General features: G+C 37.7%; 20 protein-coding genes and 1 tRNA gene. 16 read left to right on the plus strand and 5 right to left on the minus strand.

What is annotated here, in order from left to right:
• Positions 1-61 precede the first annotated feature (61 nt).
• Both QM524_RS13400 and QM524_RS13405 read left to right on the plus strand, forming a co-directional pair.
• Positions 62-1372: an NCS2 family permease gene (locus QM524_RS13400; RefSeq protein ID WP_283344993.1), complete on the plus strand. Its 1311-nt coding sequence runs from the start codon at positions 62-64 to the stop codon at positions 1370-1372.
• A 151-nt stretch (positions 1373-1523) separates the two neighbouring features.
• Positions 1524-2375 carry a 5'-methylthioadenosine/adenosylhomocysteine nucleosidase gene (locus QM524_RS13405; protein ID WP_283344994.1) on the plus strand — a complete coding sequence of 284 codons (852 nt, stop codon included), beginning with the start codon at positions 1524-1526 and terminating at the stop codon, positions 2373-2375.
• A 103-nt stretch (positions 2376-2478) separates the two neighbouring features.
• On the opposite strand, the gene cobA is transcribed toward QM524_RS13405, so the two are convergent.
• Complete coding sequence (gene cobA, locus QM524_RS13410; RefSeq protein WP_283344995.1) at positions 2479-3267, minus strand: uroporphyrinogen-III C-methyltransferase; 789 nt, start codon at positions 3265-3267, stop codon at positions 2479-2481.
• A 211-nt stretch (positions 3268-3478) separates the two neighbouring features.
• Positions 3479-5581 (minus strand): nitrite reductase, encoded by a 2103-nt coding sequence (locus QM524_RS13415; protein WP_283344996.1) that lies wholly within the window; start codon positions 5579-5581, stop codon positions 3479-3481.
• A 334-nt stretch (positions 5582-5915) separates the two neighbouring features.
• Between QM524_RS13415 and QM524_RS13420 the strand changes: the two genes are divergently transcribed.
• The 5 genes from QM524_RS13420 to pnuC all read left to right on the plus strand — a co-directional run bounded on the left by QM524_RS13420 (position 5916) and on the right by pnuC (position 9561).
• A complete protein-coding gene (locus QM524_RS13420; protein WP_095161051.1) occupies positions 5916-6329 on the plus strand; it encodes a hypothetical protein in 414 nt (137 codons plus the stop codon).
• 768 nt (positions 6330-7097) lie between these two features.
• The gene (locus QM524_RS13425) at positions 7098-7700 is read left to right on the plus strand and encodes an RNA polymerase sigma factor (protein WP_095161052.1); all 603 of its coding nucleotides are present in this window, start codon (positions 7098-7100) and stop codon (positions 7698-7700) included.
• A complete protein-coding gene (locus QM524_RS13430) occupies positions 7675-7917 on the plus strand; it encodes a hypothetical protein (RefSeq protein ID WP_095161053.1) in 243 nt (80 codons plus the stop codon). Before QM524_RS13425 ends, QM524_RS13430 begins: the two co-directional genes overlap by 26 nt.
• Positions 7918-8134: 217 nt before the next feature.
• Positions 8135-8803, plus strand: a complete 669-nt coding sequence (gene nth, locus QM524_RS13435; RefSeq protein WP_095161054.1) for an endonuclease III — start codon at positions 8135-8137, stop codon at positions 8801-8803.
• Positions 8804-8976: 173 nt separating this feature from the next.
• Positions 8977-9561: a nicotinamide riboside transporter PnuC gene (gene pnuC, locus QM524_RS13440; RefSeq protein ID WP_283344997.1), complete on the plus strand. Its 585-nt coding sequence runs from the start codon at positions 8977-8979 to the stop codon at positions 9559-9561.
• Positions 9562-10234: 673 nt separating this feature from the next.
• On the opposite strand, the gene QM524_RS13445 is transcribed toward pnuC, so the two are convergent.
• The 3 genes from QM524_RS13445 to QM524_RS13455 form a co-directional block, all read right to left on the minus strand.
• Positions 10235-10311: transfer RNA gene (locus QM524_RS13445), tRNA-Asn, on the minus strand.
• A gap of 166 nt (positions 10312-10477) precedes the next feature.
• Entirely contained in the window at positions 10478-11110 is a 633-nt protein-coding gene (gene rsmG, locus QM524_RS13450) for a 16S rRNA (guanine(527)-N(7))-methyltransferase RsmG (protein ID WP_166579928.1), read from the minus strand.
• Positions 11111-11146: 36 nt separating this feature from the next.
• Positions 11147-12208: a glycosyltransferase gene (locus QM524_RS13455; protein ID WP_283344998.1), complete on the minus strand. Its 1062-nt coding sequence runs from the start codon at positions 12206-12208 to the stop codon at positions 11147-11149.
• 226 nt (positions 12209-12434) lie between these two features.
• Here QM524_RS13455 and tgt point away from each other — a divergent pair, with 226 nt between their 5' ends.
• The 9 genes from tgt to QM524_RS13500 all read left to right on the plus strand — a co-directional run bounded on the left by tgt (position 12435) and on the right by QM524_RS13500 (position 25192).
• The gene (gene tgt, locus QM524_RS13460; protein WP_283326294.1) at positions 12435-13568 is read left to right on the plus strand and encodes a tRNA guanosine(34) transglycosylase Tgt; all 1134 of its coding nucleotides are present in this window, start codon (positions 12435-12437) and stop codon (positions 13566-13568) included.
• Positions 13569-14087: 519 nt separating this feature from the next.
• Positions 14088-16373, plus strand: a complete 2286-nt coding sequence (locus QM524_RS13465) for an SLBB domain-containing protein (RefSeq protein WP_283344999.1) — start codon at positions 14088-14090, stop codon at positions 16371-16373.
• A gap of 100 nt (positions 16374-16473) precedes the next feature.
• Positions 16474-17526, plus strand: a complete 1053-nt coding sequence (locus QM524_RS13470; protein WP_283345000.1) for a Wzz/FepE/Etk N-terminal domain-containing protein — start codon at positions 16474-16476, stop codon at positions 17524-17526.
• A gap of 271 nt (positions 17527-17797) precedes the next feature.
• Positions 17798-18733 (plus strand): glycosyltransferase, encoded by a 936-nt coding sequence (locus tag QM524_RS13475; protein ID WP_283345001.1) that lies wholly within the window; start codon positions 17798-17800, stop codon positions 18731-18733.
• Between the two features lie 37 nt (positions 18734-18770).
• Positions 18771-19760: an NAD-dependent epimerase/dehydratase family protein gene (locus QM524_RS13480; protein ID WP_283345002.1), complete on the plus strand. Its 990-nt coding sequence runs from the start codon at positions 18771-18773 to the stop codon at positions 19758-19760.
• Positions 19753-21039, plus strand: coding sequence for an MATE family efflux transporter (locus QM524_RS13485; RefSeq protein WP_283345003.1), 1287 nt, complete (start codon positions 19753-19755; stop codon positions 21037-21039). Before QM524_RS13480 ends, QM524_RS13485 begins: the two co-directional genes overlap by 8 nt.
• Positions 21012-22283, plus strand: a complete 1272-nt coding sequence (locus QM524_RS13490; RefSeq protein ID WP_283345004.1) for a hypothetical protein — start codon at positions 21012-21014, stop codon at positions 22281-22283. Before QM524_RS13485 ends, QM524_RS13490 begins: the two co-directional genes overlap by 28 nt.
• 3 nt (positions 22284-22286) lie before the next feature.
• A complete protein-coding gene (asnB, locus tag QM524_RS13495; RefSeq protein WP_283345005.1) occupies positions 22287-24134 on the plus strand; it encodes an asparagine synthase (glutamine-hydrolyzing) in 1848 nt (615 codons plus the stop codon).
• Positions 24125-25192, plus strand: coding sequence for a glycosyltransferase (locus QM524_RS13500; protein WP_283345006.1), 1068 nt, complete (start codon positions 24125-24127; stop codon positions 25190-25192). Before asnB ends, QM524_RS13500 begins: the two co-directional genes overlap by 10 nt.
• Positions 25193-25199 lie beyond the last annotated feature (7 nt).

Consider the following 25199-nt stretch of genomic DNA (forward strand, 5'->3'; position numbering starts at 1 on the left):
AATCTACATCTTATTTGGGATTGTCTAAATTGGACTGTATTTTTAGAAAAATCCCTTATTCATGACAACTAAAATTACCTCGAATCGCACAGAAATTCTTGCTGGCGTAAGCTCCTTTTTGGCCACCATGTATATCATCGTCGTCAACCCTTCTATCTTGGGTCAGGCGGGTATGCCTTTCAATGCGGTATTGACGGCAACGGTTATTTTAAGCTTTTTTTGTAGCTTAATGATGGGACTTTATGCCAAAAACCCGATTGTGGTAGCACCCGGCATGGGCATGAATGCTTTCTTTACTTTCACAGCCGTGAAAGGCATGGGTATTAGCTATCAGGTAGCGTTAGGCGCTGTATTTTGGGCAGGGGTTTTGTTTGTTATTCTCTCTGCGTTTAATGTTAGAACCTATATCGTAAAAGCGATTCCTACACAGCTTAGGTTTGCAATATCGGCTGGAATCGGGCTTTTTATTAGCTTAATAGGTTTTGAAAATGCGAAATTCATCATAGGTAATCCAGCAACATTGGTCGGTATCGCTTCGTTTAAAGACCCAATCGTTATCACTTTTCTAATAGGTTTATTCGTAACAGCAGTTTTAATTGTTCGTCAAACTACAGGCGGAATTATTATAGGAATCATATTGACAACCCTCTTGGCTATCCCGATTGGACGCTGGTGGGGCGATGCCTCGGCTGTCAATTTTGGCAATGCCCAACTAGTTACTTGGCAGGGTGTTTTTGCTTCTCCTGACTTTAGTTTATTATTTCAATTAGACTTGGTAAACTCACTGAAAGTTTCGCTATTCCCAGTGATTTTTGCTTTTGTTTTTACAGATATGTTCGACAGTATTTCAACCTTCGTAGGAATAGCCGAAGCAGCAGATTTGTATGACGAAAATGGGGAGCCACAAAACGTCAAAAAATCACTTATGACCGATGCCGTGGCCACGCTTTTAGCAGGCATTTTGGGCACAAGTCCGGGTACAGCCTACATCGAATCGGCTGTTGGCATTGAACAAGGAGGTCGAAGAGGACTTACTGCCATTACGGCAGGACTTTTATTCTTACCATTTATGTTTTTGTCTCCATTGTTGAGTATTGTTCCTGCCATTGCAACGGCTCCAGCGTTGATTATTGTAGGCGTTTTTATGATGAAACCTATTGCTAAAATCAATTGGGCAGGGCTTGACGATGCCGTTCCTGCTTTTTTAGCCCTTGTCCTTATTCCTTTTTCTTATTCGATTACACAAGGTATTATTTGGGGATTTTTGAGCTGGACTATTATCAAAGTCGCTGTCGGGAAATCAAAAGAAGTATCACTTGCTTTGTGGATTATCGATGCTTTTGCACTCATTGCACTTTTTTGGGGACACTAGAAAAATGTATTTATCGACTTTCATATTGATTTCAAATAAGACTATTCATTAATTCAAATGCTAAGTAATGTTTTAAGCTCTGGTTATCAGCTTTGTATTGCTGAATGCTAATAACCAAGAGTAAAAAGCATTACCTCCTATCACAACAAACATGTTCAATTTTAGCCCAAAGTCATCTTTTTGTGCATCAATTCGCACAGTATTCATCAGTACGCTCATTTTGGTTTGCTTCTTTAGTCCCAAAGTTTTTTCTCAAAAAACTAAAACTATTACTGCAATTGTAGGAGCATTTAATGCAGAAATCCAGTTATTGGAGGATTCTCTCAAAAACAAAGAAGAACATCGAGTAAAAGGAGTTCGTTTTTTGACAGGAGAACTTTCTGGTAAATCGGTAGTAATCGCATTGACTGGCGTAGGCAAAGTCAATGCCGCTATGACAACAACTTTATTACTGATGAACTGGCAACCTGAAAGGCTTATCTTTACAGGCATTGCAGGTGGAATTGCCAACGGTATTGCTCCAGGCGATATTGTAATAGCCAAATCTTGCGTACATCACGATTTTGGCAGACTTCAAAACGAAGGGATTACACTGCGTCCAACAAGAAATCCTGCAACCTTACAGTTGAATCCGATTTATATTCCTTCAGATAGTATTTTGATAGGTTTAGCTCAAAAGATAGCTCCCAAATGTCCTTATCAAGCTGTTGGAAAAAATAATAGAATGCCTCAAATTTTGACAGGAATCATTGCTACAGGGGATGTTTTTGTTAATTCTCAGGCAAAGGTAGAGGAACTTAGAAAAAACCTTAAAGCCGATGCAATCGAAATGGAAGGAGCGGCTGTAGCACAGGTATGTTATCAAATGCAATTACCATGTTTAGTTTTGAGAAGCATAAGTGACAATGCCAATGGCGAAGCTCATCAGGATATGCCCAATTTTGAAAAAATTGCTGCTTACAATTCTGCTAGTTTGGTCTTAGGCTTATTGAAAGCACTATAAAACAAAAAAAGCTCATAGTAATAACTATTGAGCTTTTCTAAATACCTAACCACTAATAATCTTTAAACATGCCTTGGGGGCTTGTTAATATGTCGAATGTGTACTAGACACTAAACTTCTTTTGTGCAATTGACTGTAATGTCGTTGTTGAAGCAAACTTTACTACTTCTCCAAGCACAATAACGGCAGGATTAGATAGCTTATTGTGCTCAACGACGAATTTAATATTTTTAGCAGTGCCAATTCCAACTTTTTGATGAACGGTTGTTCCTTGCTGTACAACGGCAATTGGCAAATCTGCTTTACCGTGTTGAATACATAGTTCTGCAATTTGTTCTATTTTGCTCATTCCCATCAAAACAACAATAGTTGCCGATGATTGTAAAGCTAGTGCCAAATCTTTGGATAAAGAGCCGTCTGATTTGGTTCCTGTAATTACCCAAAAACTTTCGCTAACTCCTCTCGTAGTCAAAGGAATACCTGCATAACCAGCAGCAGCTACCGACGAAGATATGCCCGGAATATAAGCCGTTTCTAACCCAAATTGCTGAGCATATTCGATTTCTTCCATACCACGACCAAAAATAAATGGATCGCCACCCTTCAATCTCACCACATGACCATACATATAGGCTTTTTCGACTATCAAAAAATTAATAGCATCTTGAGAATGGCTTTCTCCTGGGCGTTTGCCAACGTAAATTTTTTCAGCTTCTGGTTTACAATAATCCAACAATTCAGGAGCAATTAGCGCATCATAAAGCACCACATCTGCCGAAGCTAATGCTTTAGTGGCTTTTACGGTAATTAAGTCTGGGTCACCAGGTCCAGCGCCGACTACCGTCAGGCGTGGCTTAGGTTCCATTGTATGAAAAGCTTCTAAATTATTCATAATCGAAAAGTATTTGATCACAGAGTAATGGCAAGCGAATTAAACCAAATTACGATAGGTCAATTTTTATAAGAATACTAAAAAGTACTCCATCTTTTACTCACAAATCACTCAATAAAATGAAAAGAGGTGTATCCAATTGGACAAGCCTTTTGAATTACACCCCTTCAAATGTTGTATATGACTACACTAAATAATCAATCAAAACTTCTTACGCCTCTACTGTTTGCTCACGATATGCTTTGGCAAGTGCTAAGAAAGCTTTTGCTTCAGCGATATAGGTAGTTGCAAATTCAATACTAGGCTCATTTTGGTTGATTTGAAGTACTAATTCTTTGAAAGAGCTCTGAGCAATGGTGATTTCGCCTTTTGCAACAAAATGCTCATCAAATTTCTCGATAACAGCACTTTGTGTTGAAACGTTAACACTTTTATCCAAAAGCAAGGCTTTAGCCGCACTTACAAACACACTATAAGCATGATAGATAGAATCTGCTACACGGTTTTCGTTAAAGGCATTCAAAGTCCACTCTAATTTCTCTTCTGACTCGAACAACAAAGTTGCAACTAAGTCAATCATTACACCAGCACATTCACCTACGCCAATTTCTGTAGCAAATTGCTCCGAAGCACCCCAGTCAATGAAATCATCATCTTTCAAAGTGGTAAGGTCAGCCACTGGCTTTAATAAGCTATAGAAATATTTTTCGCCCTGACGGTCATAATAATCATTGAAGTATTCACCTTCTGTAGCATTTTCTTCATAATTATTCAACAATACTCTCAATACTTCAGGACCACGTTTTGAAGGCACTTTAATTACCTTATCAGCTACACGACCCACACCATTACCAACTGTTCCACCGCCCAATAGTACTTGAAGCGCAGGCAAGACACGTTTATCTGCCGACTTTAAAGACGAACCGTGGAAACCGATGTTTGCCATACCATGCTGACCACAAGAGTTCATACAACCTGAAATTTTGATTTTAATATCGTTATTATAAATCAAATCAGGGAAGTCTTCAGAAATAACAGCTTCTAATTTGGAAGTAATATTCGTACTATCCGAAATCGCCAAGTTACAAGTATCTGTACCCGGACAAGCCGTGATATTAGCAATTGAGTTAGCTCCAGGAGATGCCAAATCATGCGCTTTTAACACCTCGTAGATATATGGAATATTGGCTTCTGGTACAAAACGCAACATCAAACCTTGGTTGATACTCACACGTACATCATTTGCTATATATCCATCCAACTGTTCGATCAAAGAACGAGACGTGTTAGAAGAAATGTTACCATTTAAGATACGAACATATACACCAAAATATCCTTCTTGTTTTTGAGCAAAAACGTTAGACTGTAACCAAGTTTTATATTCTTCAGTCTCAGGAGCTACTATCGATGCTGTTTGAGTTGGCAAATATCCTTCGATTTCCGTTTCGCTAAAACCAGTAGTTGGAATCTCAAATGTTTTGTTTTTGATCGCAATAGTTTCTGCATTTACCAACTCTACAAACTTATCGAAACCAATTTTTTGAATCAAAAACTTCAAACGAGCTTTGTGACGAGAATTACGCTCACCATGACGGTCGAATACTCGTAAAGCTGCCTCAAAATATGGAATTACTTGATTTTCTTCTAAAAACTCAAATGCTGTATAAGCCAACATAGGTTGAGCACCTAAGCCACCACCAACAACTACTTTAAAACCACGTTTACCATCCAACACTTTTGGAATCAAACCAAAGTCGTGCATATAAGTCAATGCAGTATCGGCTTCGGAGTTAGAAATGGCAATTTTAATTTTACGTCCCATTTCTTGACAAATAGGGTTTCTCAAGAAATAACGGAAAATAGCATCAGCATAAGGAGTTACATCAAAAGGCTCTTGAGTATCGATACCCGAAGTGATAGACGCTGTAACGTTACGAACCGTATTACCACAAGCCTCACGAAGTGTAATATCATCTTGTTCCAATTGTGCCCACAATTCAGGAGTGCGGTCCAAAGAAACAAAGTGAATTTGAACATCTTGACGTGTAGTCAAGTGTAAATTTCCTATCGAATACTCATCCGAAATATCAGCGATACGTTTCCATTGCTTAAAGGTCATTTTACCATAAGGCAACTTGATACGCACCATTTGTACCCCTTGCTGGCGTTGTCCATACACACCACGTGCTAAACGTAAACTACGGAATTTTTCTTCGTGGATTTTACCTTCTCTGAATAATTCAATTTTACGAGCTAAATCTAATATGTCTTTTTCAACAAGTGGATTTTCGAGTTCAGTTCTGAAACTTTGCATTGCTTTTCTGTTTAAAAATCAAACAAAACACCCTAAGCTGGTCAAAGTAGCACAAGGTTCTTGTGTAATGAGTAATCCACCTACATTATTTACTCTATAAAATAAGTAGATTTTTATGCAAAACTAAGGAAGAAATTCTATCTATCAAGGCTTTTTCTAAAAAAAGTTTGATATATATTTTAAACATTCAAAAAATCCAAGTAAGTTTGCCCAGATGGTCTAGTGGCTGAGTAATAATCAATTATATTCATTCGTCATACAAGTAGTTATTAAAAGTCGAACATTACAACAATTGTTTAGTCAATCAAATCGACCAATTAATCCCATTATACCCATGAAGAGAAATCTATCTTTATTTGTTGCTTTATTAGCATTTTTATTGTCAAGTTGTACAGATAGCAAGAAAGTTGCTGAGTATCAAGATCAAGTAAGAAGACTTGAAAGTCAAATTTTGAAGGAGCGTCAAGAAAACGCTGAACTAAGTAGCTTCCGTTTTAGTCTTGAAAGTCAGTTCAAGAAAAAGAATGAAGACTACATGAAATGCCAAGAAGATAGTAAGGATACTTTCGAAACACTTACTATTAAATATAATCGTTTGTTGGACGACTATAACAAGATTCAAGCTTCTTACAAGTCATTGAATGAAACTTACGAATCAAACAAAGAAAATTCATCTAAAGTAATCGCAGAATTAGAAGAGCGTGTTCGTAATAGCAAATCAGGCAAAGCGAAAAGACGTCGTAGATAATTTTCCTTTTGGTACATTTAAGAGAACTGCTTCACAAAAGGCAGTTCTTTTTTTATTACTCTTCACTGAGTCTTATCCAGCCCCAAGATCATTTATTTACACCTAAAGTTGGTTTTTAATAGCAACAGTATCTATCCATGTAAGTAATCGTGCAGAATAAGATTTAAGTTTTTTGTTGAAGTCACGAGGCAACAGGCACAAGGCAAAGAGTGTTAAAATGTTATTTAGTAACGATAGATATATTTTGCCGAATGCCCAGAGCCGAAAGCCGATAGCCAAATAGTTGATTTTTATTTAGCCTACTAACTCCCAATAGCATTTTTCAAGTTTGGCCTATTTATTGTATTATATCCCATATTTTCTCTCACTTTGAGACCATTTAATCAATTCTGTGTACATATTCCTTGCATTTGCCTGAGTTTTGAGTATTTTTGAAACCAAAGACAGTAAACATCCAAATCATATTGTTATCCGTATATAAAGTAGATTAACAATAAATTTGGAGATTTCAGGAAAATACTAGGTATTTATTAGGTATAAACAGTCATTTTGAGTAGGTACATTCTCTTATAACGAAGAAAAGGCTGTTAATATTTGTTAACGAAAGTTAAAATTGCTTGTAATTTTTTTGGAATTAATATAACAACTACTATCTTTGAATCAACCAATCAAGCATACTTCATTTTTTACTAGAGTAGTCACTAAAAAAACAATATAGGAGAAACAATATGATATAAAGCTTTACGTTAACCAAATAGATTTATCAAGATGGAAAGAATCCATGTTAACGACAGTGAGCTAGTATCACGCTATATTCAAAATGGTGACGAACATGCCTTCGAAACACTTGTTCGCCGATACAAATCAAAAGTTTATACAACGATTTATTTAATCGTAAAAGACACTTACGTTGCAGAAGACTTATTACAAGATACTTTTGTAAAAGCAGTGGATGTACTCCGTTCTGGAAAGTACAACGATGAAGGTAAATTTTTGCCGTGGGTGCTTAGAATTGCCCATAACATGGCTATAGACAATTTCCGTCGAGAAAAACGCTATCCCAATATCGTATTCGAAGATGGTAGTAGTGTATTCAATACACTTGATTTTGCAGAAGACTCTATCGAGGAAATGCAAATCAAAAATGAAACACACAATCATCTTAGAGATTTGATTAAACGTCTTCCTGATTCGCAGCGCGAAGTACTCGTTATGCGTCATTATGAAGACATGAGTTTTCAAGAAATTGCCGACGCCACTGGCGTTAGTATCAATACGGCATTGGGGAGAATGCGTTATGCGTTGATAAATCTACGCAAAATGATGAGTAAAAATTCTCCGAGCTATGATACAAACCTTTACGCAGAATGACGTAATTCGTTACGTTTACGAGGAAACTTCAGAAGAAGAAAACCTATTAATCCAAGATGCATTGGTACACGATACCGAAATGCTCGAATTCTATTTGGATTTGGTAGATCTTAAAATTGGTTTAGATGCTAGTTATCGTGAACCATCCTCTAGAACGGTCGATAACATATTAGCGTATTCTCGTAATTTTGACTCAAAACATCAAACCTCCGCCTAGTTTTAGGCTCAGGTTTGATGTTTTTTTGTTTTACTCAAGTCTTCAATCGACTTGAGTAAGTTTCTACTTGCTTTATTTTTTAGAAGTTATCTACAAACTTCTGATTATATCTTATTGTGTCTCTGCAACTAAAAAATCTGGCTATTTATCCTTATTTTTGATTTTTGGAACTTGTCACACAGGTCTCCTGTATAATCTCGTTAATCCAGATTTTGTTATGCTCAAAAAAGAACGTTATCGTTTACTGATAGATTACTTCCTTCACAATTTTCCTGTAGCTGAAACCGAATTACATTATACGACTCCTTTTGAATTATTAGTGGCTGTAGTATTATCCGCCCAATGTACCGATAAGAGAGTCAATATGGTGACGCCTGCCCTATTCGAGCGTTTTCCTACGCCTGAGTCCTTAGCCAGCGCCACTTTCGAAGAGGTATTTTATTACATCCGCTCGATTTCCTATCCTAACAATAAAGCAAAGCATTTGATTGGTTTGGGACAAAAGCTTGTTGATAACTTCAGCTCAGAAGTACCTAGTACCATCGAAGAACTTCAAACCCTTCCTGGCGTGGGTCGTAAGACAGCCAATGTGATTGTTTCGGTGATTTTTAATCAACCAGCCATGGCGGTAGATACTCACGTATTCAGAGTATCACATCGCTTGGGCTTGGTAGCCAAAACTGCTACAACGCCTTTGGCAGTAGAAAAAGAGCTCATCAAACATATTCCTGAGGATTTAGTCCCCAAAGCGCACCATTGGTTGATTTTGCATGGGCGTTATGTCTGCATTGCACGCTCGCCCAAATGTGAAGAGTGTAAGCTAACGCATTTGTGCAAGTACTTTAGCAAACCTCCACATTTACGTAAGGATAGCCCAAAGCTGTAAAGAATGAATTGTGAATTGATTTTCAACAATTTCAGATTTGGAATTGCTGATTTCGAAAAAAAAGTAAAATACCTTTTACAAAAAATCGAAGATTATACTTCCGAAATCCAACATCCGATATCCGAAATAAACAGTTTTATAAACCCTAATCCCAAATCCTCAATCGATACCTTATGTTTGATTTTCTTATAGATTATATCCAAACCAATTGGATAGAAGTTTTTGGTATTGTGACCTCCTTAATATATGTCTGGTTGAATATCCGACAAAATATCTGGAGTTGGTTTTGGGCGATTGTAAGCTCATCTGTGTATGGAGTAGTCTATTTCCAGAGCAAGCTCTATTCTGATATGGAGTTACAAATCGTGTTTATCATTCTGGGCGTTTATGGGTGGTATCAATGGCTTTATGGTGGGGCTAATAAAACGGAGCTCCCAGTAAGTAAAATCCCTAAAAAATACATTCCTATTTGTCTGGCAGCAGGTATTGCATTTACGGGTGTGTCTGGGTATTTGCATGCCCAAACCGATGCTAGTTTACCCTATTTAGATTCGAGTTTGACAGCCATTAGTTTGATTGCTTCATGGATGATTGCGAAAAAATATCTAGAAAATTGGATTTTGTGGATTGTAGCCAACTTGGTGTATATAGGCATGTACTACGTCAAGGATTTACACGGAACGAGTATTTTGTATGCGCTATTACTCGTCATGGCTATTAAAGGGTATTTTGATTGGAGGAGGGGGATGGAAGGCTAAAGAGATTTATAATTGAGAAAATGGATAAAGAATTTTCAAAGAATATTTAAAAAGCCTTGAATCGAAAGCATTAAGCTTTTGTGTTCCTCTTTTCAACGCAAAATGCAGGCATAATGCGTTGATTGGTTTTGTGACAATCCGAAAACTCCAAAGTATACCTATCAATTACCCCTGACTTAATATCAGTGTAATTTGTCTTAAGCCAAATAATTAAAACAGTCAAGGGAATTGTTTTCCAATGATTTTTTATCAAGACTTTAAAATCATTTAAGAAGTGATACATATCTGTAATTTTAATTAGAAATTAAAGTTCATGAGGTTTGCTAAATTCAAAAACATCGGTTGTCAAGGCTTCTCCAATCATCTATAATGAATAAAATAACAGCTTTGTTTTAACTCGTTATTCTCAATTCTTTGAATCGTCCTGTGTATTAATCACTGTTTTTCAGAAAGTTATTTTAAGAACAATTCAAAAGTGTTCTAAACTCTTTTAATCCTTGAGCAAATATGATATGGCGAATAAATAATTGAGTATCATTTGGGCGAAGCATTATCTCTCATTGAGCAATAATATAAACAGGAGATTAAAACAGAAGCTGGATGTTGACATTTATTAAAGATGTAGTTTCTTCAAAACAACAAAAAAGCCTTAAATCTTTCGACTTAAGGCTTTTGGCTCCCTCTCCTGGGCTCGAACCAGGGACCCCATGATTAACAGTCATGTGCTCTAACCGACTGAGCTAAGAAGGAATCTCTTTACAATTTTGTGTTTCTTTGTTCCTGAATTGTTATGCAAAATTATGCGCTTTTTTGTTACTATGCAAGTGTTTTAAGCAAAAAAATTACAAAAAAACGCACACTTTTGTATTATTCCCTGATTTTCAAAAACTTATCTTGTAAACTTTTTTTTAAATTTTTATACCATCGGAACGTGAATGACCTTTTTGGTCTCAAAAAACTCTTCTGTGAAGTATTCGTGTAGTTCGAAGGTTCTTGTCTTTTTTCCTAATTCTTTTAATTCTTCACCCAAATCTCCGCCTTTCAAATACAAAATCCCGTTTTTGAGCTTATTGTAGCAGTTGATGTTCACTTTGCCTTTTACCCATCCGTAAAATGGAGTAATACGTGTTACGGCACGACTCACGATAAAATCGTATTCACCGTCCACTTGTTCGGCACGGATTTGTTCGGCACGTACATTTTCCAAACCTAGGGCGTTTGCTACTTCTGTTACGACTTTAATCTTCTTGCCTATGCTGTCAATCAAATGAAATTGGCAATGCGGAAACATAATCGCCAAAGGAATGCCAGGGAATCCTCCACCTGTACCTACGTCCAAAATTTCAGAGAAATCTTTGAAGTTGACAACCTTGGCAATACCCAATGAATGAAGAATATGTTTTTCGTAGATATTCTCAATATCTTGGCGAGATACAACATTAATTTTTTCATTCCACTCACGATATAATTCGCCCAATTGAGCAAACTGTGCTTTTTGCTTTTCGGTGAGCTGTGGAAAGTATTTTTCTATTAGTTTTGAATCGTTCATAATCGAAAATATGGATAAATAAATTGGTAGGATAGACTAACGCCAACGCATTTTTTTGCGCTTAGGCAGGGTATTGACCACGCCCATCACTACATAGTAAACTGTCATTAAAAAATCCCAATAGGGAATACTGTATGAAGATATAGTTCGGTCGAGACGTGTATTAATTTTACCCAAAACTACCCATTGAACAATCAATCGAAGCAGCCAAAATCCTAATATACAATATACTAGCTGACTAAACATTACCAAAGGTATTAATATGATAAAACTTAACCAAAATAATATCTGAGAGCTCGCTATTATCCCGAGCGTAAGTTTATGATTGGTTTTGTAATGCTTACTTACCGAAATATGTCGAGTCTTTTGGCGGTACCAATCTTGCCAGCTATGTTTTGGAATAGAATACATAAATGAGGCTTCGTCCAAACAAATAGTGGTATTCTGCTCGTTGGCTACATCATTCATGAAGAGATCATCGTCACCACCCAAGATATTGGTATGTTTTGCAAACCCTCTGTTTTTGAAAAATAGAGATTTACGATACATCAAATTGCGTCCTACGCCCATATAAGGCATTCCGTACAGCGCCAACCCAAAATACTGAACCGCCGTCAAAAGGGTTTCGTAGCGAATAAACTTATTCAGCGTAGTTTTTTCTGGAAAATAGGGTGAAAAACCTAAAACAATTTCTTTGCCTTTGGTCAAGCATGAAGCCATTGATTGAATCCAAGTGCTCGACTGAGGGCGACAATCGGCATCGGTCAATAGAATCACATCGTATTTAGCTGATTTAATCCCCAAAGTCAATGCATATTTTTTGGGAGATAAATGCTCTGGTGTTTCTTCTATTCGGATAAAACGGAGATGCTTGAAATTATGCGCTTCGGTCAGTAAAAAATCGTAAGTGCCATCATACGAGCGGTCGTCTACGACGATAATTTCAAACTTGGGATACTCTTGTGTATCGAGCATAGGTAATAGCTCTTCGAGATTACGGATTTCGTTCCAACTACATACAATCACCGATACAGGAGGCAATGCCACCAAATCGCTGGTAGGTGCTTCATATTGATTGATTTTATTGAAAACATTCAATATAAAATACAGTTGAATCCCAAGGGATAATAGGAACAAAATGAGTAAAAAAGGAACCAAAGCGAACTGACTATTAAGTTTTAAAACGCAAAGATAGTGAATCCTTATCACTGCAATGCTGATAAGTGCGTAGATTTTGGTAACTTTGCAGGCTTTTCGAAAAAGTAGAGTTGCTTAATTATGACCTACTTGTAAGATAGAGTTCATTTTATTTTAGTACGAAAATATGACTTTTGACATACATAGCACCGACCCCAACAGCAAGGCTAGAGCAGGGGTGATTCATACCGACCACGGAGATATTCAAACACCTATCTTTATGCCTGTGGGTACAGCAGGCTCAGTAAAGGCTGTTCATCAACGTGAATTAAAAGAAGATATTAAAGCCCAGATTATTCTGGGAAATACCTACCATTTGTACCTACGCCCGGGTTTAGATGTACTAGAACGCGCAGGAGGTTTGCATAAATTTAATGGTTGGGACAGACCAATTTTGACGGACTCAGGTGGGTATCAGGTATATTCATTGGCGGGTACTGGTCGCAAAATCAAGGAAGAAGGGGTTACTTTCAAATCACATATTGATGGCTCAATTCATCATTTTACGCCTGAGCGTGTGATGGATATTCAGCGAAGTATCGGTGCCGATATCATCATGGCATTTGACGAATGTACACCATACCCATGCGATTACACGTATGCACGTGAGTCGATGGAAATGACGCATCGTTGGCTCAAGCGCTGTTGTGATCATTTTGATGCTACCGAACCAAAGTACGGATACAGCCAAACGCTTTTCCCTATTGTTCAAGGTAGTGTATACAAAGATTTACGTGTAAAATCTGCCGAGGTAATCGCTAGTTTTGAGCGTGAAGGTAATGCCATCGGAGGCTTGTCGGTAGGAGAACCTGCCGAAATGATGTACGAAACGACCGACATCGTAACAGATATTTTACCAAAAGATAAACCTCGTTATTTGATGGGTGTAGGTACGCCTGCCAATATCTTGGAAGGGATTGGTTTGGGTATCGATATGTTCGACTGTGTGATGCCTACTCGTAATGCTCGTAACGGTATGTTGTTTACGACCGAAGGTATTATCAATATCAAGAACGAGAAATGGAAGGATGATTACTCTCCTATCGATGCTGGTTTGGATAGCTATGTGAGTAACTCTTATACAAAAGCGTATTTGCGTCATTTGGTAAAAGCAGAAGAAATTTTGGGCGCCATGATTGCCAGTGTTCATAACCTGACGTTCTATTTATGGTTAGTTGGTCAAGCACGCGAACATATCTTAGCAGGAACTTTCCGTGCATGGAAAGACCAAATGGTCGTAAAATTGATGCAAAGACTTTAGGAGTGTAGAGTTTTGAGTTGGGAGTGCTGAGTTTTTTTAATTTCTATTGAGTGAATGGTGATTGAGTGGTTTAGTGATTATTTTAATTGAAATTTTATTAGTAGAGACGCAATGCTTTGCGTCTAAAGAGGTCTCATCATACATATAGCTTTCAAAAAGGTGGTCGAAAATAATCTCGACCACCTTTTTGATGTTAAAGCGAGTAAATCGTCTTCCTATATGGGTATTACCACTATCTTCAAATTTTTAAATCAATCAATTTTCAAATTACCCCATTTCCAAATTTTCAAATCATCACATTTTCAAATTACCAAATTATCCTATAAAAATCAGTCGTAAACTTTATGAATTTCAAGGGATATTTTTACATTTGTAAGGATAGAACTATCTATTAACCTCATATCCGTTATTTTGTAGTAAATGCGAACCTTACAAGTTTTTCTACCAATAGCTACGGCTTTTTGGCGAGGTTATTTTTCCATCAGTCGCCGAAGTTTGTTGCTTTGTACACCTATAATCTTGATCTGCTTTTCAATTTCTATCAATGGTTTTTCTCAAAAAAAATCTGTAGAAACGGTCTCAGACGAACAAATTCAGCTCTTTATCCAAAAAGCGCAAACTAGTGGTTTGTCTATTAGTCAAATCGAGAAAGTAGCGCAACAACAGGGATATAGTCCTGCCGAAATAGCAAGGATTAAAGAAAGAGTTGAAAAAGTTAGAACCGAACAAAATAAGGTTTTGACAAACGTCACTCCTCCCGAAAACACTTCCAGAACGCAATTAGGGCAACTTTCCGAACCTCAGCCATCCAATATTGCTTCAGCTGTTTTTGGTAAAGCTCTTTTTACCAAAGAAGGGTTAAGTTTTGAGCCTAACCTACGTATTGCCACGCCTCAAAATTATCAATTAGGTCCCGACGACGAGCTGATTGTGGATATTTACGGGGCAGCTTTAGATAACTTTCATGTAAAAGTAAGTCCAGAAGGAACTGTCAAAATACTGAATCTAAGCCCGATTTATGTCAACGGAATCAGTGTAGAAAGTGCCTCGCAACGCATCGTTTCGCGTTTGCGACAGTTATACCAAGGGCTCAACGTGGCAGGAAGTGGCGTATCGGCACAAGTGACTTTGGGCAATGTTCGAAGTATTAAGGTAACACTTACGGGCGAAGTTAGCCGCCCAGGCACTTACACTGTTTCGTCATTGGCAACGATATTCAATGCCTTGTATGCGGCGGGTGGACCCTCAGAAAATGGTTCTTTTCGAAATATCCGTTTGATCCGCAACAACAAGGTTTATCGCATATTAGACTTATATGACTTCTTGCTTCGTGCCGACCAAAAGGATAATGTGCGTTTGCAAGATCAAGATATTATCCGAATTGGAGACTATACTACAAGAGTTGAGTTACAAGGAGAAGTGAAGCGTCCTATGATTTTTGAAGTAGAAAAAACAGAGACACTTCAAGATGTTTTACGCTTTGCAGGTGGTTTTACGGACAAAGCTTATACCTATTCGATTCAGTTGAAACGTAATACTGCAAAAGAATTAAAACTCATTAATGTTGCCCAAGAAGAAGTAGCGAGTTTTATTCCTAAAAGTGGCGATAAATATACCATTGGGACAATTTTAGAGCGTTTTGAAAATCGAGTAAAAATCGCAGGAGCTGTCTTTCGTCCGGGTGAATATGCCATCGAAAAAGGGACTTCTACCGTAAAAGAATTACTCCAAATAGCCGAAGGACTCAAACCAGAGGCATTTACGAATCGTGCAAGTCTGCGTCGTTTGAAAAGTAACGACCAATATGAGCTAGTGAATCTTGATTTAGGGAAAATCCTGAGTGGACAAAACCCAGATATTCCTTTGAAGCGAGAGGATTTTCTGACAGTTTATTCTTCACATGATTTACAGGAAAAACGTGTGGTAAAAATCGAGGGAGAAGTCAACCAAGCAGGAACTTATGAATATATCGACGGCATGACTCTGGGCGATTTGATTTTACAAGCCAAAGGATTTACCGAAGGGGCCAGTGCTTCGAAAGTGGAATTGTCGAGAAGGGTCAAAACAGAGCAATATTCAGCAGATAACGACCACAGTGTTGAGATTTTATTTTTTGATTTAGATAAAAAACTAAGTCTTGAATCCAAAGAAGCCTCTATGTTTTTGATGCCTTTCGATAAAGTCTATATTCGAACTGCTCCTAATTATGAAGCCCAAAAATCGGTCTATATTGATGGAGAAGTGGCGTATCCTGGTTCGTACACTATCAAAGACAAGGCACAGCGAATTAGTGATTTGGTTCAATTGGCAGGTGGGCTCAAAAAAGGAGCATATCCACAAGGTGCCGTTTTTCAGCGAGATTCGTCGGTAGTGGCGATTGATTTATCCTTGATTTTGGCAAATCCACAGCAATCTGAAAATTTGTTATTGTTGGCAGGCGATAAAATTACGATTCCACGGTTGGTCGAAACAGTCAAATTAACTGGTGGTTTGCTCAATCCAGTTGCAGTGGCTTATCGTGAGGGACAAAGCTTACAGACCTATTTGTCACAAGCGGGCGGACTTAGTCCTCTGGCGCAACGAAATCGCATTTATGTGAAATATGCCAATGGGATGTCTGATAAAACCAATCATTTTTTGTTTTTCAGAAAATACCCTAAAGTATTGCCAGGGTCGGAAGTAGTGGTACCCGAACAAGACAAAGAAACCCAATCTAAACTCAGTGTAGGTGAGCGCATCGCTATCATGAGCGGAATTAGTTCTTTGGTGTATGTGATTATTAGTATCACAAATGCCATAAAGTAGGAGTTATTGGCTATAGGCTATCAGCCTTCAGCAAGGTATTCTACCAAATAGTGCAAAGCATAATGCCTAAAAATCATTCACCTTTTGTTCTCTTTTTCATTTGGACACGAATAAAAGACATATAACCATATCAATCAAAGACCTTATTTCGGGGTTGGTTCAGGGCAAACGTTTTATCTTGCTCATGAGCCTTTCATTCGGAATTTTAGGGGCTTTATATGCAATTTCCTTGCCTAATCTTTATACTTCCGAAGTCAAAATTTTACCAGAAATTGATACCAAAAATATCGAGAGCCTTGATAAGTTTAAGTCTTTGGCAGGCTTAGCAGGCATTGATTTGGATAATTTGAATAGCACCGAGGCCATCAGACCAGATTTGTATCCTCCTATTTTGCAAAGCACTCCTTTTTTATTGAGTACATTCAAAACGCCTGTATTAGTGGCAAAAACACAAGAGAAAACGTCTTTGTTTGAGTACCTAAATAGTCTTCGTAAACAAAAAATATCCTATCGGATTTTTGGAGAAAGCTCCTCAGAAACTATGGGTGTTTCGGCTAAACAAGCACCCGAAAGTTCGCTATTATTGAACAAGCAAGAAGTGGCTATTTTGAAGGATTTAAAAGAAAATATTATTGCTTCTTTAGATAAAAAATCAGGCGTAATAAGCATTAGTGCTAAAATGCCAGACCCTTTGGTGGCTACTATCGTGGTAAAATATGCTCAAGATTATTTGAACGAATATGTAAAAAAGTATCGCCTTGAGAAAACGCAAAAAGAGGTGGTATTTCTAGAAAAAAGAGTTGAGGAAGCTCAAATACGATACCAACTTGCCCTACAGCGCTATTCCTCTTATCAGGATAGTCACCGAGGTTTGTTTTTGAATACGGCCAAACAGCAAGAACAGAAGCTTCAGCAGGAGTCAGAACTCACTTGTTCTTTATTTTCTGAATTGAGTAAAAAACTCGAAGAATCAAGGGTGAAAGTTCAACATGATACCCCTGTTTTTCAGGTACTCGAACCAGCACAAGTACCTCTTAAAAAAAGCGAACCTAAACGTACCGTTATGGTACTAGCCTTCATGATTTTGGGAGGAATGATTGCTTGTTTCATCCTGATTTTTAAACATTTTAAGGTACCAACTTTATTTTCTTAGGTATTGCCCATTTGACTTTTTCAGAATAAAGTCTTAATATTAAGATAATCAGTCAATAGTAGGTTAGTTATTAGAATATGCTCATAATCAGAATAGTATTACCAAAGGTTATGATTATGGTACTAATACAAGCTTCCACAGAAACTTTTTACCGAATGCTCATGGCTGAAAGCCGAAAGCCCAATCATTAGATAACACACCTATAATATCTTATCAGACCTGCTCTACTGCGAAAACTCCATTGTTATTTATTTGAAAATTGGAGAAACGCATGAATACTATACCTAATAATTTACCCCTTGTCTCAATCATTTGCACATGTTACAATCAGGCTGCGTTTGTCGAACAGACGTTGAGCTCTATTATGTCTCAAGATTACCCCTATCTCGAAGTTTTTGTGTCAGATAATGGAAGTTCCGACGATAGTGCTCGTCGCATACAGGACTTTTGTCAAAACAATACGCATCATTTTCAAGTCACTTATCATCCCGAAAACTTAGGTATTTGTAAAGCTTTTAATCGAGCCTTTGCACAAGCCGCAGGAAAATACATAATAGACCTTTCGGCTGATGATATTTTGTTGCCACACTGTGTAAGTCAACAAGTTCAGTTTTTCGAGAAACAAACAGAAGAAGTTGGCGTCATTTATTCAAACATCGAATGGATTAATGAACAAGGAAAAAGTAAGGGTAAAGCCTTTGGTAATTTGCCTCCTCCAAGCGGAAATATTTGGCTCCAACTTCTGTCAAAATCATTTATCCCTGCCCCTTCGATGATGATACGAAGAAGTTTACTCTTGCAAATAGGCGGATATAACGAACAACTAGCTTATGAAGATTTGGACTTCTGGCTAAGGTCATCCCGAATATGTCATTATGCATATTTGACTCAAGTACTCATGCAAGTAAGGCGTGTGCCAACTTCCGCTACTTCTGGTTTTGACTATGCCGAAAAAGGCTTGTTAGAGTCGGCATATAGGGTTTGTTTGAGTACACAGCTAACACTTGATTACAGGAAAGAATATAAGGCTTTGGACAAACGCATTTTAAACTATTGTCTCAGAGCCTTTACTTCTCAGCAATTTGAGACGGCACTACGTTTTGCTCATCTATTGTCAAGTCCAATTTTGGGAAAAATAATTACCTATTGGATTAAACGAAAAATAGGTCTCCGTAGCTTAATACGTTTATATCGCCTGTTCAAGTAATTTTTACAACATCTATTTATATCATAAAAATTGTTCTATGACTCTATCACAACCCCTTTCTGCACTGATTCAGCAAAGTAGCTTTTTAGTTACGGGTGGCGCTGGATTTATTGGTTCTCATTTGGTGGATTTTTTACTAAAACACCATGCCCAAAAAGTTGTCATTGTGGATAACTTTTCAACAGGCTCTTTTGAAAATATTCAAACAGCCTTGAGGTTTGCCAATTGTCAGTTAATTGAAGGTGATTTACAAAATCGGCTTATCTGCGAAAGAGCCTGTGAAGGCATTGATTTTGTTTTTCATCAGGCTGCCCTTGGCTCAGTGCCACGTTCTATTCACGACCCTATTAGTACACATCAGGCCAATGTTAATAGTTTTGTGAATTTATTAGTAGCTATGCAAAAAGCTCAAGTCAAAAAAATGGTTTTTGCCTCTTCTTCCTCCGTTTATGGGAGTTTGCTTGATGATGTCAAACAAGAAATTACAGTTGGTGAACCTCTCTCTCCGTATGCTGCAACCAAGCGTATCAATGAAATTTATGCAGACATTTTTGCCCATACCTACCAACAAGATTTAATTGGCTTGCGCTATTTCAATGTATTTGGTCCACGACAAAATCCCAATGGTCCTTACGCCGCTGTTATTCCCAAATTTATTCAAGCAGTTTTGGAGGATAAAGCTGGGATTATTTTTGGAGACGGTGAGCAAAGTCGAGACTTTACTTATATCGACAATGTGGTATATGCCAATATCTTGGCACTTTTGACTAATTCTCAAGACTATCGTTTTTTTAATATAGCCTGTGGACAGTCCATTTCTTTAAATCAAGTGTGGAATGCTGTTAATATTTGCTGTGAGGCAACATTGCCAATTCAGTATGAAAACCCTCGTCAAGGAGATATTTTGCATAGCAAAGCCGATATAAGTCGAGCGAAGAAATACTTGAATTATCAACCCTTGGTGTATTTCAATGAGGGAATTCGTCGAACAGTTTCTTGGTATCAAGCACAGAAAATCCATGTTTAGCTTTTTCCCAAAACTACAAAGCTTGTACAAGCTACAACTAACAGGACTTTCGAGTCAGCTAGGTTGGTATGTGATACAATTGGGCGTGACTTTTGTCAGCATCCTTTGGCTTATTCGGCATTTGGATAACTCACATTGGGGAAGTATTAGTTTGTTGGTATCCTATCATGGGTTGTTTAGTGTTTTTTCAGGAATATGGTTAAAAGATTGGACCATCAAAGCCATCGTAGAAGGGCGAAAGGTAGAACCGATTTTGGGAAGCGTGGCATTTATGGCGGTGTTATTGTCTGTATTAGGGTTTGTTGTTTGTGGACTGAGCTTTAGGGGATTTTTTCCACAATATTCATTCTTGAAAAATCTCATATGGGTACAAGCGAGCAATTTGTTGACAACGCCCTTTCATGTGGTTTACTTTTATTTTGATGCTATTAAAAAGCCCTACCTAATCAACCAAGTAAATGCGTATTATGCCATTTGTGCAGGAATTTGTAAGGTCATTTGTGTAGAGATAAAACCATTTTCATTTTCTGTTTTTCTGTGGCTTCAACTCGGTTGTAGTTTGGGTTTGGCAATGGTCTACTGTTGGTTGGTCAAAAGCGAAGGACTCGGTTTGCGAAAATGGCAAATTCATTGGCAATTAGTACAAGAAATGTGCAAAGGAGCATGGTCTGTATTTGTGAGTAAAATCATTGGGCTAGTCCAGTCCAAAATGGATGTATTATTACTAGCAAGCTTGTTGAACTTAGCTGATACAGGTAGATATAGTTCCGCTTTACGTCTGGTTGAAGCCAGCTATTTTGTCCCAGTATTGTTATTTACCCACCAGTACCCGCGCATGATTGAGGCGAAACGAATGTCAGAAACGCTATTCTTAAAACAAATGCGTCAATACTTTCAAATAAGTTTGGGAACGAGTATTGTTTTGGTTGTAATGATGTGGATTGGTGCACCTATGTTGGAAAGAATTTTAGGGGTAAAACAGTTGACTTGGCTCATTGTGGGTATCTCTGGCAATCTGGTATTTTATATGTTAGACATGGCTCGTTCAAGCTTTTTGTTTACCAATAATTTGACCCATTTGATGATACCCATTCAGGTAATTTCGTGCCTATTGGGAGTCTGTTTTAGTTATCTTTTAGTACCTCATTGGGGAATATATGGTGCAATCTTGAGCGCTTGGATTACAGGAATATGGCAATGTTGGTTGAGTAATTATATTTTTCGAGAAACACGTTTTATACCTTCCCTGATATGGTCGAAACCTTATTTTATGGCTTAAGTTTTATCGGAACTTGTTACTACATTTTTACGAAACGCCTATTTGATTTTTTGAGTTTGTCCTTCTTTAGTTCCTTGGTTTATTTTATTCCAGGTTTTTCGGGCTTAATCATTAATCCTTACGATACCGACGAAACTACGTCCATTTATCCACCCTGTTATTGGGTTTATGACTTGGTTTTGGGCATTAACTTATTTACGGTATTGATTAATGATAGTTTTTTACAAGATAAATCTATCAGTCTTAAAGGGGATTTTAAGCCTAGTCTAGCGTTAGGAGCACTTATGATGGGCGTATTGGGTTTGGCTGGTTCATTGATTCAGTTTCCTGATTTGTATTTGAATCGTGCTGAGGTAAGTAAAGGCGAACTTCAAGAAATTCTTAGTCATCAAGCCGACCGCTGGAGCGTGCTCTGGGCGATGGGTGCAAGTTTACTGGCCATGATAGCGTTCAAGGCTGGGTATCGATTTTACCAAATACTAGCAGTTGTACTCTTAGGTTTGGATTTGTTTTGGGGAGGCAATCGCTCTTCTTCAGCTTTTGTGGTGTTGGCATTATTAGTGTTATCAACTCAGCATGAACCCAAACGATTAGTAAGCTATATTAGCCATTGGAGATATTTAGGCAAAACGATGTTGCTCATCAGTTTGGGAGTTATCTTTTTTATTTCGAAACTGATATTACCTCTATTACAAGCCAATCGCATGGATTTATTTGAGGAAATTTATCCTTCTTGGCAAGACGTATTATTTCATGCTTTTGTAGTAAGCGAACCCGCCGCTATTCAGGCAAATTTGTCAGAAACCTTGCGTAAAGGAATAGAGGTAGATTGGTATCATCCTGTGGATATTGTAGGACAATTGATAATTGGTGGCGATTGGCTAGGAATGCAGTCTAATAGCCACTATTTGAGCCAAAAAGATTTGTTTCCACAACTTGAATATGGTTTGGCATATAATATTTGGGGAGATATATGGGCAAGTGGAGGTTGGATTACCTTAATCGTTTTTATCTTTTTTTACCATATCATTTTGGTACTTGGGAATCTTCTTATCAAGCGCTCAACGGGCTATTCTTTGGTCATTATCGCTTTATTTTTCTCGATATGGGCTTTTTATATTCATCGAAATAATCTTTTGTTTCAACTATACTTACAAAAACGAGTTTTGATTTTTGCCGTAGTGCCTTGGCTTTTTTCGCTGATTAAAATTCGATGGAATAGTTCTCATCCTAAATCAAACTAAAATATGTGCGGAATAACTGGACTTGTTGACTTTAGATACAAAAGTTCTCGTCAAATACTCCAACAAATGTATTCATCTTTGAGTCATCGTGGTCCTGATGCCGTTGGAGAATACTGGAAATCTATGCCTTTATATCAGATAGGTTTGGGACATACGCGTTTGTCGCTATTGGACGATAGTACTTTGGCTTCGCAACCCTACCGATGGAAGCATTGGGTATTGGTATTTAATGGAGAAATATACAATTTTAGAGAAATCAGACATACTCTTCAACAAAAAGGTTACTTTTTTGAAAGTGAATCTGATACAGAAGTCCTAGTCAAAGCTTTTGATTATTGGGGCGAAATGGCAGTTCAACAATTGACTGGTATGTTTGCTTTTGGCTTATATAATCAGGAAAATCAACAATTGATGTTGGTAAGAGATAGGGCTGGCACAAAGCCATTATATGTGTATCAATCAAAAAATGTAATCTTATTTGGCTCCGAACTCAAAGCCTTAATGGCACATCCTGATTTTCCAAGAACAATACAAAATCAAAGTGTGGGACTATATTTTCAGTATGGCTATATTCCTAGTTCACATTGTATTTTTGAACAAACCCATAAAGTACGAGCAGGGCAGATTTTAGTGATTGATTTGCCACAAAATACCTCACGTTATCAAACGTATTGGTCGATTTTGGATTCTTTTAGTCAACCAACTGTAAAGCAATATCACCCCGAATCATGCTTACTTCATGAATTAGACCAAAGACTCGATGTCGCTTGCCAAACCCGAATGACAGCCGATCATCCTATAGGTTTGTATTTGAGCGGTGGTTATGATAGTTCGTTGGTAGCGTATTATGCTCGCAAGCATAACAATTTTCACAAAGCCTATTGTTTAGGTTTTGAAGAAAATGAATATAGTGAGGTTCCATTTGCGCAACAAATTGCTCAATATTTGAATATCCCATTTGAGGGATTTATCCTAGAAAACCGAGAATCTTTATATCTCACAACACAATTGCCCGAAGTATTCGATGAGCCCTTTGGTGATAGTTCAGCGGCTGCATGTTTGGCACTAAGTCAGCGAGTGAGGTCATCGGTCAAAGCGGTGGTATCTGCTGAGGGTGGCGACGAGCTTTGGGCGGGATATCCCCGTTATGTACAAAGTTTAAGGCTTTTTCAGGGATTAAAATATTCTCCAAGTTCAGTTGTTAGGTTATTGCTAAAACCGTTTAAACATCGCAAATATGCCAAATTGAGGCATATTTTAGCAAATCCTCAAAATCCCGTTTGGGTACTCGATGCCGTGAGTCAGACACTTAGTAGCAATTTGGTGACGTCATTAGTACAAGATTTTAGTCCAAATTCAGAAAATACTTTTAGGAAGGCTTTTCCCAGTGACCCCATTCATGCGATGTTGTATTGGGATTATTCTCAGTATCTCGTAGATGATTTGATGGTCAAAGCTGACCGAACAGGTATGGCTGTTGGGCTCGAAATACGTGAACCCATGTTGCATCATCCTTGGGTAGAGTGGGTATCGAGTTTGCCAAGTCATTACAAAATCGAAGGTTCTGAACAAAAGTATTTATTGAAAAAATTAGCGCATCAAAAAATTCCTCAAGCACTTTTGGACAGACCTAAAAAAGGCTTTGGCGTTCCTTTGAGTAAATGGCTACGAGGTCCATTGAAAGAGCTTGTTCTGGATACCTTGACAACCTCTGCACTTGAGCAACATAGAATCCTCAATACAGCGACTGTGAATCGCTATATCAAGCATTTTTATAGTGGATCGGATAGCTACACCACTACACTTTGGCACCTATTGCAATTTCAACTTTGGTATAATCGATGGCTATAAAACCTAAAATATTGTTTTTGATTCCCAGTCTGGCTTGTGGAGGTACCGAAAAGGTTATCAGTACACTCATTAATCATTGGGATGGCGAGAAGTTTGATATACTGCTGGGTGTCAATTCAAAAGAAATCCCATTTTATCCTATTACCAATACAGCTGTCTCTATTACCATTTTTGGTAAAAGTAGAGTTAGATATACTTGGATAATGCTTCTGAAACTGATTTGGGAAGAGCGACCTGATTATATTTTTAGTGTGTTAGATTTTACAAGATTAATGATTTTGCTAAAACCACTTATCCCAACTTCTTGTAAGCTTATCGCTCGTGAGTCAAATTACCTGTTCGAATGGTTAAATACTCCACAGAAGATGTTATCTCAATATTTATACAGCAATATCGATTTATTGGTTGTGCAATCGGCTTTGATGGAGCAACATATTATCCAATATTTACCCGAAATTGCCCCGAGAACTTTAGTTATCCCCAATCCCATTGATACCGCTTTGGTCAGAAAACTTGCTCAGATGCCATTGGAGTATAACCTTCCTAATTGCCCTGTTTTTATTACTATTGCAAGGTTAGATACCATCAAAGGACATCTACGAATTTTGGAGGCATTAACCTTGCTCGATTTCCCTTTTTGTTACTTTATTGTGGGAGAAGGACAAGAGAGAGAGACCATTGAAGCGTATATTAAACAGCATCAACTTGAATCGAAAGTTGTTTTGACAGGAGAACTAAAAAATCCTTTTCCCTTACTCAAAAGCGCGCATATATACCTGCAAGGTTCATATTCGGAGGCTTTTCCGAATGTCATTTTAGAAGCACTATGTTTGGGAATAACTCCTATTGCCTTTGCTATTTCTGGAGGAACTTCTGAGATTATTCATTCAGGGGAAAATGGTTTTCTGGCAAATGATGTAACTAGTTTTACAAAATCAATTTTAGAGGTTTTAGCAAATCCAATTTCGGCTCAAAAACTCTTGCAAAATCTGCCTCCATTTGAATTAAACACGGTTATGTCTATTTATGAAAAGTTATTTACTGAAAATAATAAGTGACACCTAA

Origin of the sequence: Flectobacillus roseus, from assembly GCF_030056595.1 — a bacterium.
GTDB classification, from domain to species: domain Bacteria; phylum Bacteroidota; class Bacteroidia; order Cytophagales; family Spirosomataceae; genus Flectobacillus; species Flectobacillus roseus.

Coding starts and splice junctions, on each gene's coding strand:
- QM524_RS13400 (WP_283344993.1), top strand. CDS start 62: ATGACAACTAAAATTACCTCGAATCGCACAGAAATTCTTGCTGGCGTA.
- QM524_RS13480 (WP_283345002.1), top strand. CDS start 18,771: ATGACTCTATCACAACCCCTTTCTGCACTGATTCAGCAAAGTAGCTTT.
- QM524_RS13500 (WP_283345006.1), top strand. CDS start 24,125: ATGGCTATAAAACCTAAAATATTGTTTTTGATTCCCAGTCTGGCTTGT.
- QM524_RS13420 (WP_095161051.1), top strand. CDS start 5,916: ATGAAGAGAAATCTATCTTTATTTGTTGCTTTATTAGCATTTTTATTG.
- QM524_RS13415 (WP_283344996.1), bottom strand. CDS start 5,581: ATGCAAAGTTTCAGAACTGAACTCGAAAATCCACTTGTTGAAAAAGAC.
- asnB (WP_283345005.1), top strand. CDS start 22,287: ATGTGCGGAATAACTGGACTTGTTGACTTTAGATACAAAAGTTCTCGT.
- pnuC (WP_283344997.1), top strand. CDS start 8,977: ATGTTTGATTTTCTTATAGATTATATCCAAACCAATTGGATAGAAGTT.
- QM524_RS13425 (WP_095161052.1), top strand. CDS start 7,098: ATGGAAAGAATCCATGTTAACGACAGTGAGCTAGTATCACGCTATATT.
- QM524_RS13475 (WP_283345001.1), top strand. CDS start 17,798: ATGAATACTATACCTAATAATTTACCCCTTGTCTCAATCATTTGCACA.
- nth (WP_095161054.1), top strand. CDS start 8,135: ATGCTCAAAAAAGAACGTTATCGTTTACTGATAGATTACTTCCTTCAC.
- rsmG (WP_166579928.1), bottom strand. CDS start 11,110: ATGAACGATTCAAAACTAATAGAAAAATACTTTCCACAGCTCACCGAA.
- tgt (WP_283326294.1), top strand. CDS start 12,435: ATGACTTTTGACATACATAGCACCGACCCCAACAGCAAGGCTAGAGCA.
- QM524_RS13485 (WP_283345003.1), top strand. CDS start 19,753: ATGTTTAGCTTTTTCCCAAAACTACAAAGCTTGTACAAGCTACAACTA.
- QM524_RS13490 (WP_283345004.1), top strand. CDS start 21,012: ATGGTCGAAACCTTATTTTATGGCTTAAGTTTTATCGGAACTTGTTAC.
- QM524_RS13405 (WP_283344994.1), top strand. CDS start 1,524: ATGTTCAATTTTAGCCCAAAGTCATCTTTTTGTGCATCAATTCGCACA.
- cobA (WP_283344995.1), bottom strand. CDS start 3,267: ATGAATAATTTAGAAGCTTTTCATACAATGGAACCTAAGCCACGCCTG.
- QM524_RS13430 (WP_095161053.1), top strand. CDS start 7,675: ATGATACAAACCTTTACGCAGAATGACGTAATTCGTTACGTTTACGAG.